Annotated in this window: 10 protein-coding genes; 6 read left to right on the top strand and 4 right to left on the bottom strand. The window is 54.4% G+C overall.

Translation table 11 applies throughout. The features are described from left to right. Positions 1 to 35 precede the first annotated feature (35 nt). Both K239x_RS09030 and K239x_RS09025 read left to right on the top strand, forming a co-directional pair. Positions 36 to 941: a nucleoside hydrolase gene (locus tag K239x_RS09030; protein ID WP_419189858.1), complete on the top strand. Its 906-nt coding sequence runs from the start codon at positions 36 to 38 to the stop codon at positions 939 to 941. Between the two features lie 539 nt (positions 942 to 1480). Beyond that, positions 1481 to 1711 (top strand): carbon storage regulator, encoded by a 231-nt coding sequence (locus K239x_RS09025; RefSeq protein ID WP_145417501.1) that lies wholly within the window; start codon positions 1481 to 1483, stop codon positions 1709 to 1711. A 226-nt stretch (positions 1712 to 1937) separates the two neighbouring features. On the opposite strand, the gene surE is transcribed toward K239x_RS09025, so the two are convergent. After that, on the bottom strand, positions 1938 to 2678 hold the full coding sequence (gene surE, locus K239x_RS09020; RefSeq protein WP_145417500.1) for a 5'/3'-nucleotidase SurE: 741 nt from the start codon (positions 2676 to 2678) through the stop codon (positions 1938 to 1940). Positions 2679 to 2742: 64 nt separating this feature from the next. On the opposite strand from surE, the gene K239x_RS09015 reads away from it, so the two are divergent. Further along, entirely contained in the window at positions 2743 to 3708 is a 966-nt protein-coding gene (locus tag K239x_RS09015; protein ID WP_145417499.1) for a carbohydrate kinase family protein, read from the top strand. Positions 3709 to 3734: 26 nt separating this feature from the next. Here the strand turns inward: K239x_RS09015 and K239x_RS09010 are convergent, their stop codons facing one another. Further along, positions 3735 to 7847 (bottom strand): WD40 repeat domain-containing serine/threonine protein kinase, encoded by a 4113-nt coding sequence (locus K239x_RS09010; RefSeq protein ID WP_419189857.1) that lies wholly within the window; start codon positions 7845 to 7847, stop codon positions 3735 to 3737. Between the two features lie 376 nt (positions 7848 to 8223). On the opposite strand from K239x_RS09010, the gene K239x_RS09005 reads away from it, so the two are divergent. The 3 genes from K239x_RS09005 to K239x_RS08995 are packed head-to-tail and all read left to right on the top strand — an operon-like array spanning position 8224 to position 14301. Further along, complete coding sequence (locus tag K239x_RS09005; RefSeq protein ID WP_145417497.1) at positions 8224 to 10332, top strand: ATP-binding protein; 2109 nt, start codon at positions 8224 to 8226, stop codon at positions 10330 to 10332. 60 nt (positions 10333 to 10392) lie between these two features. Continuing rightward, positions 10393 to 12996 (top strand): DUF1592 domain-containing protein, encoded by a 2604-nt coding sequence (locus K239x_RS09000; RefSeq protein ID WP_145417496.1) that lies wholly within the window; start codon positions 10393 to 10395, stop codon positions 12994 to 12996. A gap of 6 nt (positions 12997 to 13002) precedes the next feature. Beyond that, positions 13003 to 14301: a DUF1552 domain-containing protein gene (locus K239x_RS08995; RefSeq protein WP_145417495.1), complete on the top strand. Its 1299-nt coding sequence runs from the start codon at positions 13003 to 13005 to the stop codon at positions 14299 to 14301. A gap of 31 nt (positions 14302 to 14332) precedes the next feature. Here K239x_RS08995 and purN read toward each other — a convergent pair whose 3' ends face one another. Beyond that, positions 14333 to 14911, bottom strand: coding sequence for a phosphoribosylglycinamide formyltransferase (purN, locus tag K239x_RS08990; protein ID WP_419189856.1), 579 nt, complete (start codon positions 14909 to 14911; stop codon positions 14333 to 14335). A 49-nt stretch (positions 14912 to 14960) separates the two neighbouring features. Beyond that, on the bottom strand, positions 14961 to 18446 hold the full coding sequence (ileS, locus tag K239x_RS08985; RefSeq protein WP_145417493.1) for an isoleucine--tRNA ligase: 3486 nt from the start codon (positions 18444 to 18446) through the stop codon (positions 14961 to 14963). Positions 18447 to 18837 lie beyond the last annotated feature (391 nt).

Below are 18837 nucleotides of genomic sequence, written 5' to 3'. Positions count from 1 at the left end.
GATTCCAAAGCACCGCGTTTCAAAGGAGACACTCGTTGACGTTTCGACTTTTTATAAGCTTGATCGTGCTGTGGGTCGGCGCGACTGGATTCTGCGAAGAACGAGTGCGCCCCAAGCTAATATTGGATGCCGACACAGCCAACGAAATCGATGACATGTACTCGATCGTTCGGATGCTGCGGCAGGATCATTTCGACGTGCTGGGAGTTTCATCGGCGCAGTGGTTTCATTATCTGGGTGACCCCAATTCGGTTCAGGCAAGCCAGAAGATCAACGAGAGCCTCGCATCTTTACTGGGACGCACAGACCTATCGCTGCCGCTGGGCGCCGACCGCCCCGTTGGAAAACCATGGGGTGGCACGGACGCGAGAGATTCTGCGGCGGCACAGTTCATCATCCAGCACGCGAAATCTTTGCCCGACGGACAGCAACTGCACGTCGTTTGCCTAGGTGCTTCGACCAACTTAGCATCGGCAATCAAACTGGCACCAGAGATCGCCCCCAAGATCAAGGCTTACTTAATGGGGTTTCGATACGATGCGGCCAAGCGAGTTTGGAACAAATCAGAATTCAATGTCCGGCGCGATCTCAACGCAGCCGATTTGTTGCTCGACCAACCCGATCTTGAACTGCACATCATGTCCGCCGACGTGTCGGGGGAATTGAAATTTGATCGCGATGAAACGTTTCGTCGTCAGCAGACCATGGGTGACTTGGGCGAGTTCTTGACGAGCCAGTGGAAAACGAAGTTTGCAAGTTCCAAGACCTGGGTGATGTGGGACCTGGCTGTCGTCGAAGCATTGCTACGCCCCGAACTGGCCAGCGAAAGACAAGTGGATACGCCGCCTGAAAACACGCCGCGCAAAGTCTGGGTCTACGACCACATCGATGTGAAGAAGATGTCGGACGATTACTGGCGCGTCGCTTTGGAGGGAGGCTGAAAACCAATACTAGCGAAGCGATCGGCAACGAACTCTTTCACGCTTCGTGATGCCTCATCCGCCATCAACTTGCCGATTTACCAAACTCGCCAGTCCGAAGGTCCAAGTCAGTCATCGGCTCAGTCACTCAGCGGTTTGCCCAGCCAGTTCCTCCAGCCAGTTCGCCCTCTCAATACCCACGGCGGAAAAGACTATCCGCCAGGTTTCTTGAAAATTGCAATTCGGGCGTGACCGGACGTGTCACGGGCCGATGCGATAGTTCTTTTACCCAAGGGGAGCAACGAGGTCGCAATTTGAGACTCGATGTTCAAAACGGGAGACTCAAGCGGTTTCTTGAGTCGCAGAGTGCTATCAAATTTTGACGACAGATGAATGATGAGACTGGCGACCTTAAGTGAAAACCCGCATTTTCCGGGTTTTTGTTAACTGAGAAACAAAAACGCTCAATTTTCATTTTCTGTTCATCAACTGGTACGCAATTTGTACTTACGGTTATTCGCAAAGTTAGTTTTGTACACAAAATCAGGGAAGTAATAGCTATGTTAGTTTTGAGTCGAAAAGAAGGTGAACAGTTGCGTATCGGTGACGACATCGTTTTGACGGTCAGTCGTATCTCCGGTAACCGCGTCGCGATTGGCATCGAAGCCCCTCGTAGCGTTCGCATTGTTCGCGGAGAATTGGAACCGTTGAAGGTCGTCGGTGGTGTCGCCCCGGTCGCAGCCTCGATGGAAGATTCGACTGTCGCCGTTGCCAGCAAGCCACATAGCTAGTCGCATCGGGAAACACCTTTACGATTCACCCCAGGGCTGAGAAGCAAAGATGACGCCTGGGTTGGTCTACAATGATGACGTCCTGGGCCCAGAACTGGTTAACGGAATTGGTTGCGGCAAATTTCTGTGAAGCCGCATCACAAACAGCCCGTGCTACGAATGACTGCCGCAAGTCTGTTGGGCAGACAAGCTAGTGCCAAAGCGATGATCTGAGAAAGCGTCCCGTTCAGACGAGGAACGGAGACAATTTGCTAATTGTCATGTTGCCTGCAAAGCAAGCCGCCACGTCACGGCCAGGTTGACGTGGTCGCCCGTGAAAGTCCAATTCGAACGAAACCAAACTGCCGTCACGCTTAACCGTCCGCGGAATTGGGCATTGATCGATCTCACATTCGTGAATCGATGGAGCGGCGTTGGGATCAATTGCCGGAAGATTGACGTTCCATAGCGATCCGCTTGTTGCCGACTCCGGCGTCTGGCAATTGTCTCTTGCTGACACAGTCTGAGCTGCAAACTGTTGCAGCGTTTCACGCAGCCACCGACTGCAGTGATCCCACGACTTCGGATAATCGGGGTGTCGATAGTGGCTTACCGCCATTGCTGGCAACCCAATCATTGCCGCCTCTCTGGCAGCCGCGAAGGTTCCGCTTACTGTCAGATTGACGCCCAAATTTGCACCTTGGTTGATCCCCGAAAAAACCAAGTCCGTTTCAGGCATCAACGCATTGAGTGCGACACGCACGCAGTCCACCGGTGTCCCGTCCACGCTGTACCAATTTGGCTTGACGGATCTTAGAGTCAGCGGCCGCGTTTGCGTCACGCTGTGTCCACATTCACTGCGTCCGCGATCCGGAGCAACGACGATGATCTCCGGCGAATAATCGGCAAGCGCTTCGGTCACCGAGCGACAAAGTGCCTGCAGCCCCGGCGCATCGATGCCATCATCATTGGTCAGTACAATTTTCATGTCGGGATCACAGTGCGTTTAAAAATTCCGAATGCTTCCGATTCATCACGACTGATACGACAACATGAAAATTGCCAGCGACAACCGCGACTTTGACCTGATCGTTTGCGGGTCCTGCACAGTCGACGTGTTGGTGCACCCGGTGGATCTGTTGCAGCCGATTGGAGTCGGTCGACTTCATCGCGTCGACCCTATCACATTATCCGTTGGGGGCATCGTTTCCAATGCCGCGATCACGGCGACGCGATTGGGCCTGCAAGCGGCGGGCTTTTCCGCGGTCGGACGTGATCGGTGGGGCGACGTTGTCTTGCATACTTATACTGCCGCCGGAGTCGATTGCAGTGCCATCACTCAGCATGAAACGCTACCGACTAGCGCGACAGTTGTCATGATCGACGCGGATGGGCAACGAAGTTTCGTTCACAGCCAGGGCGCGCCCAAAGCCATGACGGCGGACGACTATCACCGCTCGACGGCATTGTTTAAACGCAGCCGCGCTATGTTGCTGGGATACTATCCCCTGCTTCCCCACATGCTTGATCAACTCGCTGACGTCTTTGCTGCGATTCAGAAAACCGGCTGCCTGACTGCATTGGATTCGGCCGGGGACGGCGGCACCATGGATCCGCTGTCGGATGTCTTGCCCTACGTCGACGTCTATTGCCCCAGCCTGGCCGAAGCCAAACACCAAACGCAGCGTGAAAATCCCCAAGAGATCCTTGCCACCTACCGCGATCATGGAGCAAGGGGAATCGTGGGCGTCAAACTGGGTGCCGAAGGAGCGTTATTGAGCCCAGCGGAGAACGAATACATCGCGATCCCGGCTGCCGTTCCACCGAGTCCGATTGTGGATACGACCGGAGCTGGCGATGTGTTTTTCGCAGCGTTTCTCTCCGCATTGATCAAACGGTGCGATTGTTTTGCCGCCGGAACTATCGCGGCAAAAGTTGCCGCGCATTCAATTACTGCAGCCGGTGCAACGACGGCAAACTTTGATTGGGAGAGCGTCGCAAAAGACACACCGAGTTAGACCGAACCAGAAAGAGCAGCCAACGATCATTGCTGGTTAGCGGTTAACGAAGCCGCTTCACACAGCAAGAGCTCGGAGAGAATACGAAGATTTTCAAAACGGTGTTCGGGAGACTTGCGACAAAGATCGATCAGCTCTGCCGCTTGCTGGAACTGCCCGTTGTGGCTGAACGCCAGTGCCATGACTGATTTTTCAAACAAATCAAATTCCGCAAAACTTCGGTCACCGATTTTTTCGATGACATCGACCGCGTCGCCCGATCGCTGATCGCGTACGAGAGCATACGCCAGGATCGTGGAAAGCCACTCCGTTTCTGAGGGTCGATCAAGAAGCAAGCGTTGATTGACTGTATCAATGATGGCTTTCGCAATTGGCGGGTCCACTCCCGGTCCCAACAGCACCATTCGCGCGGACATGTACGCAAGCGTGTCCTGTCTAATCTCGGACTCAGTCACTCTGCCGCGAATACGATTGAATCCCGGAGTGTCACCCACTGCCAGAGACAACAAGCCCGCGAAAAAATGATCCTCGTCATTCGGTTCGGTTTCCATCGCCAAGACGAAATACTTCCTGGCCTGATCAACACCACCAAGCATCAAATACTTGTGGGCCAATGAACGGTAGGTGTCCGCACTCGTATCGGCCCCCGACTGATCGATCGACGCCAACAACGATTCAATTGCCCGGTGAAGCGGAGCCGCCTCCTGTCGAATTTTCCTGGCTCCCTTAATCCATTCAAACGTTGGGTGCGAAACGAAGTGCTGTCCAACGGGCGGTGAGAGAGCCCGTTTCGAGTTGCTTTTCACATTGATGGGCCAACGCAAGCCCAGCCGTGCAAATTCTGATTGAAAACGAGTCAAGCAGAAAACATGGATCGATCCATCGCGTCCCAGTGCGGCCAGCCTGCTACCACCGGCCGCGAAAACTAGCTTTCGTATGTTGTCACATCCGATGGGAATTTCCAGTTTTTTGTCCCAGGAAATGGTGTCGTACAAATCAATGGTGTTCGCCTCGGTCACAATCGCGACCACATTGGCTGCGGCGCAGGTCGCAATCGGCGCGTCAATCGTTTGATGGTCTCGAGGAATCGTTCGAGCGACCGAAAGCGTTTGAAGATCCCAAAGCTGGTATTCATTGCCACCGCCCAGTAAAAAGCACCGCGATTGGTCGATGAAGGCAACGCTAGTCGCTGCAAAACTGACGTCTGCGGTGGACGATTCATCGTCCAAATCCCAAATGCGTGTGACTCCATCTTGCTTCGACCGCGACCCGGCCAAAAATCGACCGTCCGCAGAAATCGCGATGCAATCGAAACCACCGGCTGCCAATGATTGCGGACGCTCGTCACCCCGCAAGACGACCAATTCCTGCGTGGCTGCCTGGAAAAACGCAACCGTGTTCGCCTGTCTATCGACCACGAGGGGACTGCCATAGTGATGATCCTGAGTGAAATAGCTAAGTGTTTGCCCGCGACAGAATCCTTCGGTTCGATCTCGTACGGATCGAAGGTTGACGCGAAAACGTCCGGAATTGAAGAGAAAATCTCCCGTCACGCACACGTCCGCGCATGGCAATCGATCAATCATCGTCATTGGATTGGCAGCAGGGCCCAAGGGGATCCTCGCCATCCCACCATCGGTCGCAGCAAACAGTAATTTGCCGTCTTCGCTGATCGCGATCGAACGTACGGCTTCACCTGCTTCGGGAATCCGATAGTGCTGGCAAAAACGACTTCGTTCAAGCGAAACGATTCCCAAGCCTGGTGCGTCTGCCGAATCAACCGCAAACGTACCAGCGATTTGGTCGTCGTTTGAAACAAATTTCACGTGCCGCGATGACGTCGCTTTCATCAACAGCTCACCTTTTCTGGGTTCCCAAACCCGGAGAAAGTTTCGATTGCAATGCGTCAAAATCTGATTGCCATTTTGCGAAAACCGAATTCGATCGATGGGGGCGTCATGGGCGTGGAACAGCGCGACGGCCTGGGATAGACCGGCTTGAAAAAGATAGACTTCCTCGTCTGCCGCGACAGCGACTTCGCCCTGCGGGCCCGTGTCCAGATCAGCAATGTCGTCGGGCACATGCCATTGTTCGACCATGGTCCCGTCGGTCAATCGACAGACGGCGACGTCACCGGTATTGGCGTAAGCGATCGCGACGGACTCGCCGTCCGGCAGCACGCTGACAGCGCGTACCCAAGCTGCATCGGGTATCGAAAACCGGCTCAGCTCAGTCCGGTTTTGTAAATCGATATGCTTGATTTCGCCGCTACTGGCATCGGCGACCACAACTCGCTCACCACAGTCAGAAAAGCTCCAACCATGATCGTGGATTCCTTGGGGGATCGAATTGATCAGCTCACCCGATCGAACATCCACGATGGCAAACGGCCGCCGACTATCTGCGTCCGCATCTTTTGGCAATTCATTCATCACCGCCAAAAAGTTTCCATTGCTGGACCAGTCGAGATAGAGAACGGGTTCCTTGGATCCGACATCGAGGTGCGTCTTTTCGCGACCTTCCCGTGTTTTTCCTACAGCCGTTTTCCCGGTAGCTGACAGAGCTTCTTTGAAGTAGATGTCGACGCCACCGGTTGCCGATGCGACCGCGGCCTTTGTCCCGTCCAAAGTGACGTCAAACCCGTGGTGTTGATTACCGGGAACCGACCAAACTTCTTTCATACCATGTTTAAGCAACACCGCAGCAAGTGGCTCGACCAGATCATCGTCAGCACCGTACGTCAGTGCCGTCTCGGTGATCCGATTCAGTGCACGCGATCTCGCATCGGCCTGCAGATTGGGCAGTTCACCCATCACGGTTGAAATGGAACCATGACGAAGCATCTGCATGCTCATCTGACGACGCGCCTGGGTGTCGACAAAAACGACAGAGAACAAAAACGCCAACAAAAGAGCTGCCACCACGGCGCAACTGGTTTTTTTGTAGAGCCGTGCGAACCGTTTGAGTTCGTCCCATGCCGCTGGCGGACGCACCGAGATGGGTTTGCCCGATAGATAGCTGGCTAAGTCCAGCCGCAGTTCGCTGACCGTTTGATAACGATGCTCGGGGAATGGCTGCAGGCATTTTAAAGTAATCGCCAGCAGGTCGGCGCCCATCACTTGGCGATTGTGTTTCGTGTTGATGCCCACCTGATTTTTGATTAGCAACTTTTGTTCTTCGGTTCCGTCGGCATGGAACGCGCGGACGCCTGTCACAGATTCGAACAAGATCATTCCGATCGAAAATACATCGGACTGTTCGTTTGCGTCTTTCAGATCAAGTTGTTCGGGCGACGCATACGCGCGCGTCCCACGCATTCTGTCCACGCTACTGTAAGAATTGACTTCGTCCATTTTTTTGGCGAGTCCAAAATCACTTACGCACCATCTCGATTCGCCATCGAAAAGCACATTCCCTGGCTTCAGATCGCGATGGATGACTCCCAGTGCGTGGGCGGCTTCAACTCCGGCGGCGACCTGTCGGGCCATCTCTGCAGCCTTCCGGCGATCAAAGACTCCTTCGGTTAACAAAATTCTCGCCAAGTTTCCCCCGCTCGCCAATTCCATGGCGATCACCGTTTCGCGTCCAATTTCGTACGAACCGTAAACGCGCGTGATGTGCAGGCAGTTCGCTTCCTGCATGATCCTTGCTTCACGCTTCATCAATTCGCGCGAACGTTCGTAGCCGCGCGCGCCAGTGACCAATGCCTTTAACGCGATTCGGCGTCGGTACCGAACATCGATCGCGTTGTAGACCACCCCAAAGCCGCCTTCGCCGATCACGCCCAACAGGATGAAACGCCCGATGGAACTGGGGTAATCGGCTGGATTATGTGTAGGGGCGCGAATCCCTGTGAAAAGCGTATCCAAACAGGTCGATTCGTTCTCTTGCAACCAAGCGAACGACTGAGTGTCGACCTTGCCGTCGCGTTCGATCTGCGCGGCGCTAACAAGGATGATGGCAGAACGAAATTTGTAGACGTCAAGCTGAAAGGCTTCTGCACTAAATCCTTGCCGCACCAATTCCAAATACAAAACGGCCTCAGCCACTTCTGACTGATTTCCGAAATCAAAGATGCTACTTGTCCCACCGGAAGTACTTCCTTGCTCTGCTCCAGCTTGGGTGATCGGTGTATCCATACCCCTCAGTGTACTACCAAGCTGCCCCCTCGTTCCACCCAAATGCACCGGCAACCACGGAGTCGGTTCAATCAATTTCGCCGCCGCTGTTTGCATTGCGCCGGTAAAGCAGATTCGTTGGCAGACCCTGGCAGGCAAACCGTCAGAAGTTTGGCGCACTCGGTTGGTTTACGTTTGTGTTCCGCGCCAACCATTACGGCGTACGATCCCCCCATCCTAGTGTTGGCACCGCGCATCACGGCGCAGAAAGATGCCATGGCGTACTACGGCGCAGACGACAAACAACGAACAGGCTAAGTTGGTGTCGTTCAGTTGCGACATGCGTGACTGAATTGGGCAGCAAGTTTGGGTAGAACGCTGAGGAGAGACTTCAACGGTGTCAAAGAATGACAGCCAGATTGAGCAGTCTTGGTCGCAATCGCAGGTACGCGCACTGTCGTTCCTGTTAGCAGCTGGCGGTCTAGTCAGCATCGCGAACCCCATCACATTGGGCGGACTCTCTACACCCACGCGATTTTGGATCAGCATCACCACAGGCGTCTGCTTGCTACTTTTGCTGGGAATTTTGCAGCGCACTCGCGCGTTGATTCCTGTTTTGATGATGGGAACACCGGTCGTCTTCATTTGCTTCGCATCGGGATTTGTACTCACTGGCGACTTGTATTACCTCGCCATTGGCATGACCCTCCCGATCGCGGTGGCGTTGTTCGGCGGAACTCGAATCGCCTCGCTCGTCTTGGCAGGCTACGTGCTTTTCCTTTTGGGTATGTCGGCCGCTACCCACATGGGTGTCTGGGTTCCTCCTATCAGCGCCGACGTTTACATGGCAGGACTGATCCCGGAAGCCATCGTGTTGGCGCTGATCACGGTCGCAATCACCGGATCGACAATTTGGAAAGAGCAGGTGGTGGCTCAAGTTCGCGACGCAGAACTGAGTGCCAGCGGCTATGCCCACGCCCAGCAGCGTCGCTTCGAGGCGATTTGCCAGAGCGCCTACGACGGGATCATCGAAACGGACAGCCAAGGGACGGTCGTGTGGGCACAAGGACGATTGATTGGCAAACTGGGATTCGAGCCATCGGATTTGGTCGGCAAAAACGCGTTGCCATTATTGTCCGCTTCTGCACGCCGCAAACTGTTGCGTGAATTGCATCGGACTGAAAACAGCGAGACTAATTTCTGCGTCGAAAGCAAGGTCGACGACAAAACAGGACGAGTTAAATGGCTGCGTTTCTCCGGCGGCAATTTGATCGATGCCCACGGCAATCAAAGATGGGTGATCGCGGTCCAGGATATCGATGATGAAATGGTCAACATGGAGCGAATCCTGGAGCGCTCCAGACTGGAGAGTCTTGGTACCGTCTGCGGCGGTCTTGCGCATGACTTCAACAATCTTTTGACCGTGATCGGGATCTATGGCGAGCTCATTGACAACGAAGAAGTACGCAACGGAATCTTGCAATCGCAAAGGCAGGCATCGGACCTAACCGCCAGCTTGCTGACGTTTGCGCGGAAGCAAGAATTCCGACAACAGAACATCGAAATCAACCGTTTCTTAGAAACGAGCCGTCCCATGATCGAACGATTGGTACCTGCCAATGTCGATTGCCATTGGACAGTGCAAAACCGTGATACCTGGGTTTGCGTCGATCCCGGTCAGTTGCAACAAGTTGTTATCAACCTGGTCAACAATTCGATTCACGCGATGCCTAACGGCGGCCAGCTTTCGATTGAACTTACACTCAAAGACGTCGATCAGCAGGAAGCCATCAGCCACGGGGTTCAGTCGGGTCCGTTCGTGGTCCTGAGCGTGCGAGACAGTGGGTCCGGTATGTCACCTGAAACCGCCGCCAAGTCAGTCGAGCCATTCTTTACGACCAAGCCTCGCGAACAGGGAACTGGGCTAGGATTGGCGACCGCGCACGGCACAGCACGGCACGCGGGTGGCTGGATCAGCGTCACCAGCCAAATCGGACAAGGCACTCAAGTCGACGTTGTGCTGCCGCGGCATCGAAACGAAGCCTTGAAATCCAGTTCACACGAAACAGAAACCACAGTTGATACACCGATACGGCAAGTCCCCAAACGCGTCCTGCTGATCGAAGACCGCGAAACCTTGCGGACAGCCATTGACCAAACACTGACCACCGCGGGACACGAGGTGACTGCCCTGACAACGGGTGAACAAGGCTGGGAATGCTATCGCGAGAAACTACCGTTTGACTTGTTCATTACCGACATCGTACTCCCAGGCATGTCCGGTATTCAGTGGATCCGGCAGGTGCGAAAATCATCGCCCGACGCCAAGGTGATTTTGATTTCCGGTCACCAGCAGGACGATATTTCGATTGTCAACGAACGGCCCGACATCACTTGGTTTCTGCCAAAACCCTTCAACGCTTCGGACCTATTGGCGGTGATGCACCAAATCCAGAACGGCTCGGCCAACCAATGGACCGTCTCGAGCATCATGTCTAAAAACTAAGTTGGCGTCGATAAGACATGCTGCCAGCAAGTTATTGGGCCCAGCATCGATTAAGATATATTGACTCCCCCGCTATCGGTTGCTGGCCTGAACGCTGCAACTGCAAACGCGGCAGCTTTGATCACTGCAACGCGTCGCAGCCCCACCCACGATCAATCCGCTCCCACCGATGGCCGCTACAAGTTCGAGCTCCCAGTGCCTCATTTGCAATCCCCTGTTGTCACTCTGATCCGCACCGCCGTTGCCGTCGTCCTGATTGGCGGCTTTGCGTTGGGCGATTTTTGGGTCGGCGTCTCTCACGCGGCTGAAACCGTTCCGCGGCAAATACTGAATCCGTTTCTTGCCAAGTACTGCGGCGACTGCCATGCCGACGGAGCGGATGAAGGCGGATTGTCGTTGGATGACTTGGGCGACAACTTGAATGACGCCGCGACCTTTGCCAGATGGGAGCGACTCTTTGACCGGGTCGCCGACGGCGAGATGCCGCCGGTCGACAGCGAACAACCGACCATGGACGTTCGTTCTGCGTTTTCAAAAGCACTTGCCTTGTCACTCGCTACAGAGCATGCGAACACAAAAGGCACCGTGCTGCGCAGACTCAATCGCAGCGAATACCAAAACACGATGAACGATCTTTTCGGTACTCGGCTGAAACTAAAAGAACTACTCCCCGAAGATGGCAGATCGCACGAGTTCGAAAACGTCGGCGAATCGCTCAATGTCTCTCTGGTGCAATTGGAACAATACATAGCGGCTGCCGAGGGGGTGCTTGATTCGGCAATTGCGCGCACCTCGCAGAAGCCAACGCCCAAGACAAAAGTAGCGAACTACGCGGAGACACGCGAAGCGGAAAAACACCTTGGTAAAGCGTGGCTGCATGCGGCCGACGGATCGGTTGTGTTTTTCCAAGACCTGGTGTATCCGACCGGGATGCTCCGAACCGCCAATACTCAAGCGGCCGGTCGCTATCGAATCAAAGTCACCGGGTACGCCTATCAGTCAACGAAGCCGATTACGTTTCGTGTCGGGAGCACGACGTTCGCTCGTGGTGCGGAGCGGCCAACGTACGGCTACTATTCGTTCGAACCGGGCGATCCACAAACGATCGAACTGGAAGCGGACATCGAGGATCGCTACATGGTCGAAATCGCGCCGTGGGGAATTTTCGATGACCACTACGAAATAAAAAACAAAGGCATTCAAAACTACCAAGGCCCCGGCTTAGCCATCAAACAGGTCGAGCTTGTCGGCCCTCTGACGGATGAATTTCCTAGCCGCGGACATCAACTTATTTTTGACGGTTTGACGCGAACCGAGGTGGAGCCGAGGAATCCGGAAACGAAAGGTAAGTCGTGGTACGTCCCCGTTTTTGACCTGCAAGCAGACGACGCGCCGAAAGACATTGCAAACGTACTTCAACGAGTGGCCACCGCTGCTTTCCGTCGGCCCACTAAACCAATCGAAGTCGCGGACTTTGTCGAACTATATCAATCACAGATTGACGAAGGCGAGACGATGGAACGCGCGCTGCGAACGGCAGTCGTGGCAATCTTTTCATCGCCAGAGTTTTTGTTCTTGAGTGAACAGAAGGGATGGCTGGATGACTACGCGATCGCGTCTCGACTGGCTTACTTTTTGACCCGCACAACACCGGACCAGCCGTTACTAGATGATGCGGCCAAGTCCTTGTTGTCGCGTGATCCCCAGGTCTTACTTGGCCATGCAACGCGTTTGCTGAACGATGAACGTCATCAACGTTTTATCAACGATTTTACAGATGCATGGTTGAATCTGCGCGATATCGAATTTACGAGCCCTGACAAAAGATTGTATCCCGAATATGACGCGTTTCTGAAGTTTTCGATGCTTAGAGAAACCCGCCGCTTCGTTGATGAATTGATCACGCAAAACTTGCCAGTCCGCAATATCGTCCAGTCGGATTTTGCGATGCTAAACAACCGCTTAGCCAAGCTGTACCAAATCGATGGCGTGGAGGGCCCGCAGATCCGACGCGTTGCGATTCCTGATGGACATGTCCGTGGAGGCTTGCTGACTCAAGCGAGCACACTGAAAGTGTCAGCCAATGGCACCAACACCTCGCCGGTCGTCCGCGGCGTGTGGGTCATGGAACGCATTGTCGGAAAACGTCCCTCGCCACCGCCACCGGGAATTCCGGGCGTCGAACCAGATAGCCGTGGCGCTTCGACACTGCGGGAACTACTGGCCAAACATCGCGACAGTGATTCGTGCCGAAGCTGTCACCGAATGATCGATCCTCCCGGGTTTGCGTTGGAGAGTTTCAATCCGATCGGTGGATGGCGTGATCGCTTTCGTTCGCTCGGTGACGGCGAAAGAGTGGTCAAAGAAATCAACGGTAGAAAAGTCCGCTACAAACTCGGGCCGCCGGTCGACGCGAGCGGCCAACTCGCCAACGGCAAGCAGTTTGACGGGTTTCGTGAATTTCGCGATCTGCTTGCCGACGACGAAGACGCATTGACCAAATCGTTTGTTACGAAGTTATTGACGTTTGCGACCGGCCGAGAGATGGGATTTTCGGATCGTGATGCCATTGGCAAGCTGGTGGCACAGTCCAAAATACGCGGACACGGCGTGGGCGATTTGATAAAACTAGTGGTGACCAGTGATGCGTTTCGACGAAAGTAAACCGTTATGAATATTTCAAAATCCAAGCGACTCAGCCGACGTCATCTTTTGCGTGGTGCCGGTGCCGTAGCGTTTTCGCTTCCGATGCTGGACGCGATGGGGCCCACTTTTGGGCAGCGTGTTTTGGCCGCGACTCCGAGCGACGTTTCTCCCAAGCGATTCGTGGCGATGTGCGCGACATTGGGATTTCACGGGCCGCATTTGTTTCCCACCACCGAAGGCCGAGACTACGAATCAACGCCGTACCTGAAACAGCTGTCTGAAAATCGCGACCACTTCACGGTACTGTCTGGTCTTTCGCACCCCGAACAGCAAGGCAACAACGGCCACGCATCCGAAATGACTTGGCTGACGTCTGCTCAGCGTCCAGGTCTGGCGGGTTTTCGCAATTCGATCTCCGTTGATCAGTTGATCGCACAGCAAGTCGGGCTCGAGACGCGGTATCCGTATTTGGCTGTTTCTACGAGCGGCCGCAGCATGTCATGGACCGCGGGCGGCGTCGAAATCCCTGGCATTTCTTCGCCTGCAAAGATGTTCAAGGCACTGTTTGTCCGCGGCAGCGAAAAGGAAGTCAAGGCAGAGATCGCAAATCTGCGGCGCGGCAGAAGCATTCTGGACACCGTGGGCGCGCGTGCCAAAACTCTCAGCGAAAGACTGGGGCTGCGCGACCAAGACAAATTGGAAGAGTATCTGACGGCAGTGCGGGAACTGGAATCACGACTGCAGCAATCCGAAGGCTGGGTGCAACGCCCCAAACCAAAAGTCGATGCTGAATTGCCTCAGGACATCGCAGCGAAAAACGACGCCATCGCAAAACAACGTTTACTCTATGACATGATCGCGTTGGCGATCCAAACCGATTCCACCCGCACGATCACGTACCAACTAAGTGGCATGAACGCGGTGCCTGTCGTACCGGGAGTCAAGAGCGACTGGCACGGGCTTTCGCATCATGGCAAAGATCCTGAGAAGATCGACGAGCTTAAGAAGATCGAATCCGCGGAGTTCACGGTTTTCAATGAATTCCTGAACAAACTGAAAACGATCCAAGAGAACGGGAGTCCGTTGTTGGATCACACGGCGATCTTGTTCGGGTCCAATCTTGGAAACGCCAGCGCCCATGACTGGCATAATCTGCCGCTGATCGTCGCCGGTGGTGGATTCAAACATGGATCCTATGTCGCGCATGACGCCAAAGCCAACACGCCGCTGGCAAATCTCCTTCTCGCAATGGCTCAGCGAATGGGAGTCGACACGGACCAGTTCGGAAGCAGCACGGCGGCCGGAATTCGCGGGCTGGCTTGATAATCGGCTGGCTAGATCGAGGCCGCCCGGTCTATTGCAGAGTACGGATTGCTTCGGGCAACGCTTCGCATTCACAATCGAATACTCGAGCGGCGAGCGTGTCCGGCGTGTCGCCAGGCAGCACCGGGCAAGTTTTCTGCAAAATGATGGGCCCGTTGTCGTAGTGGTTGTCAACAAAGTGAACCGTGCAACCGCTGATCGTGACACCGCGCTGGATCGCAGCAGCGTGGACGCGACCGCCATACATTCCCTCGCCACCGAACGCGGGTAACAGCGACGGGTGAATATTGATGACGCGATTTTCAAAATCGTCCGGGATCAAGACGTGCTTTAGAAAACCAGCCATCACGACATACTTGGCACCGGACTCTCGCACAGGATCGAACATGGCCGCCGAGTAATCATCTGCACTTGGATGATCTGACTTGCGGACGACCCGTGTTTCGATTCCCGCCGCACGACCGATTTCGACTCCCCGAACTTTGCTACGACTGCTGATGACAAGTCGCACGTCGATCGGCAAACCATGCTGATCGCGATGGGTCAGCAGATTCTCCAGCGTACGTCCTCCACCACTTAGGAAGACCGCGATAGGAAGTAAATTTTGCATGGGCATCGTCAACGATTGAATCTCATCCAGGCCAGCGACCGACTGTTTGCTAACAGTCCTTTTTTACAAAAACTTGTCCCAGATCGGTGTCGACCGCTTCGATCCCATCGATCGATTGCAGCTTCAAAGAATCCGCTAGCGTTTCGCTGCAGATCAATTCTCGATGCTCTTCGATGGCCGAAACCACTTCGGCGTCATCACTTACAACGCCGACTTCGATCCGATCGGTGTACTGGCAGTCGATCTCTTTGCGTTGGCTTTGGATGACTCGGATCAAATCCTTGGCTGTCCCTTCGCGGCGAAGTTCATCGGTGACTTCGGTGTTCAGAACCACTACCGAACCGGGCCCCTGTGCGGCCGCCCAGCCCTGGCGAGCTTTCAATCGGATCTGAATGTCTTCATTGTCCAACTCCAGCTCGCCATCGGGCAAGTCAATTTTCACGACGCCATTGGCCTGTAATTGACTGAGCAATTCATTGCCGTCAGCTTGCGCAAGTGCATTTTTGACCGCTGGAATCTGCTTGCCCACTTTGGGACCTAAACGTTTGAAATTTGGTACGACCGTGTACTGCACGTAGTCGCCGCCGTCCGTCGTGTAATCGACAGCTTTAACATTCAATTCTTCACGCACCAATTCATCGTGACTTTGCAGCCATTCGATGCTTGAATCATCCGCCAAAACGACTTCGACTTTCGATAGCGGCAAACGAACTTTCAGTTTTGCCTCTGCACGTGCGGCGCGTCCCAGCGAAGCGATCTCGCGTAACAGTTTCATCGACACCGACAAATCCGTATCAATGCGATCCGAGAGCGGGGCAGGGTAGTCACACAAATGAACGCTCTTGAGAACCACATCGCCGAACGGCGCCGTCAATTTTTTCCAAAGTGTTTCGGCTAAGAACGGCACAAAGGGAGCGATCAGCTTGGTAAGTTCAACCAGCGATTCGTACAGCGTCCAGTAAGCATCGTGTTTGTCTTGCGATTCTAGACCACTGGCCCAAAAACGATCGCGACTACGACGGACGTACCAATTGCTCAGTCCGTCCACCAACGATGTGATCGCTTGGCAGGCACTGTAGTTATCCAGTGCATCCATGCGACTGACGACCGCTTCGATCGTCTGATTTAGCTCGGACAAGATCCAACGATCGATCTCGCTTCGCTCGCTGGCCGGGCGGTAAGTCGGTGCAGACGCGAGCGACTGGGGGGAAACAAATTCGTCGACCTTTGTGGCTGACGTCGGATCGAAGCCATCGATTTCGGCATAGATGCTGAAGAAGCTGTAGACATTCCATAGCCGCAGCAGAAATTCGGGGATCGAATCCTTGATCGATTGATCTGAATAGACGATCGAATTCCACGGAGCTTGGTTAGCAAAAAAGAACCACCGCATCGCATCGGCACCGTAACGATCAAAGATCTCCGAAGGGCTGCGATAGTTGCGCAGCGACTTCGACATTTTGCCGGTCTTCTTCGTGAACTTCTCGTCGGTGTGCTCTTTCGTATCCGCTTCGGTCAGAGCGATCGTGTCTTTGTTGCCCTCGTACCACTGTGACAGCATCAACCCCAGCACAATGCAGTTGCGATACGGATGCGGGTAGTCAGAATCAGCCAACTGTGCCAACGCCGATGTATCGGGTTTGGGCGAATCGTCTTCGGCGATCGTGGCGCCTTCGCCAAACAACATCGTGCTGATCGCCAATTGGCTGTAGAACCAACCTCGCGTTTGATCCAGTGCTTCGCTGATGAAATCCGCTGGGAACTGATCGCGGAATTTCTGATCATTTTGATGCGGCCATCCCCACTGCGCAAACGGCATCGCACCACTGTCGTACCAACAGTCGATGACTTCGGTGACGCGTTTCATTTTCGCACCGTCGGCAAACGGCGAGTCATATTGCACGGCGTCAATGTACGGTTTGTGAACTTGCAGATCGTCAGGCAGCTCGGGGTTTTTGGCCTTCGCAGCAGCCCAGACTTCGGTGCCCGTCACGCCGGGTTTGGCAAGTAATTCGTCGTAGCAACCAATGGCTTCGCGACGACCGGTTTCTTGACAAACCCAAATCGGAAGCGGTGTTCCCCAATACCGCTCGCGCGACAGTGCCCAGTCAACATTCGACTCTAAGAAGTTTCCGAATCGGCCATCGCGGATATGCTCCGGCTGCCAGCCGATTTGCGAATTGTTCTTCAGCATCAAGTCCTTGAACTTGGTCGTCCGGATAAACCAGCTCCGCCGCGGGTACTGAATCAACGGATCTTTGTCGGCACGCCAACAAAACGGATACTCATGCAAATATTGCTCCTGCAATAGCAGCCGCCCGTTGTCACGCAATGTTCGCGTGATCGCTTTGTCCGCGTCCTTGACCCAAACCCCTTTTTGCTCGGGAAAGTCATCCGTGAACTTTCCGTCCGGTCCTACCGCACACAACAGTTCTGGCTTGCTGCCTTCGGCAAACCGCTTTTGCTCGGCCACCAAAACGTCATGGTCGACTTCACCAAACGCCGGTGCTTGATGAACAATGCCGCTACCGGATTCGGTTGTGACAAAATCGGCTGCGACGACTCGCCAATAGCGATGTTGGCTGCCACCGCTGACCAGTTCGCCGGTGGGATCGTCTTTGCCGCGGTAGGCATCGAAAGGAGGTTCGTAGCGTTCGCCCAACAGCGATTCACCGCTAATGGTGTCGACCACCGTGAATTCTCGCTTAAGCTTTCCGGCGATCGTTTCGACCAGCGCCGACGCGATGACCAGCTCGCGATCCAGTTCTTCGTCGCGGACGACGGTGTATTCCAATTCGGGGTGAACGGCGGCAAACATGTTGCTGGGCAGCGTCCACGGAGTTGTCGTCCAAACGACCAAGCTGCGTCGAGGATTACTGACGAGCGAAAAAAGAACATAGACGCTCGGGTCAGCAACTTCCTTGTAGCCTTGACCGACTTCTCCGGCCGAGAGCGCCGTTCCGCCTTGTGCCCACCACCAAACGATCTTGTGGCCTTCATAAAGCAGGCCTCGATCGAACAGGTTTTTCAAGCTCCACCAAACGCTTTCGACGTAGCTTTGATGGTAGGTCACATAGGCTTCTTCGAGATCGACCCAGAAACCTAGACGCCGAGTCAGTGTTTGCCACTCCTGCATATAGCGCCACACGCTTTGTTGGCACTTCTGGATGAACGGTTCTTCGCCGAACTTTTCGATGTCTTCTTTGGAGTGGATCCCCAGCTCTTTGCCGACTTCGACTTCGACTGGCAAACCATGGGTATCCCAGCCCGCTTTGCGTTCGCAGCGAAAACCACGCATGGTTTTGTAGCGAGGAAACACGTCTTTGATCGCACGTGTCAGGCAGTGCCCGGGGTGCGGCATGCCGTTGGCAGTTGGCGGCCCTTCAAAGAAAACGAACGACGGAGAGTCCGCGCGACGCTTCAGCGATTCGTTGTAGATATCATTGTCGTCCCAAAACTGCAGGATTTCCTTTTCAAGTTCAGGAAATTTGGGACTACCACTCGGGGCACGAAAGGGGCTGACAGATGCGGACATCAGACGAATTTGTGAGGGATCGTGTTAGGAAACGACAGCTTCGGAATCAACAGTGCAACAGTACTTCAACAACCACCGACAGAGAGTCGGCGAGGTGGTGAAAGGTTCAAGCAACGCCAAACGGCGTCGAACGAAGTGATCGGCCACCATCCGGTTCGCCGCGGTAAGTTCACCGGCAATGCGTCGGCACGAATCTACCTTGATCGTTCATCTTGCCCGTTCACTTTGATCGCCCAGCACTGCCGGAGCCACGAAAGAGAAGCGTCGCCCTGTCGGCAAGATTGTACCGACTGTCGCAGAAATTAAGAGGACCGGCCAGTTTGTTGATCCAAGGCCAGTGACCGCTGTGTTTCAAGCGGCCCAGCGGATGCGTCTCAGCGGCCTGAAGGGT

The sequence above is a fragment of the Stieleria marina genome, assembly GCA_007741555.1.
GTDB lineage: Bacteria > Planctomycetota > Planctomycetia > Pirellulales > Pirellulaceae > K23-9.
Note: the sequence above shows the minus strand (reverse complement) of the source record. Positions and strands in the feature narration are given on the sequence as shown.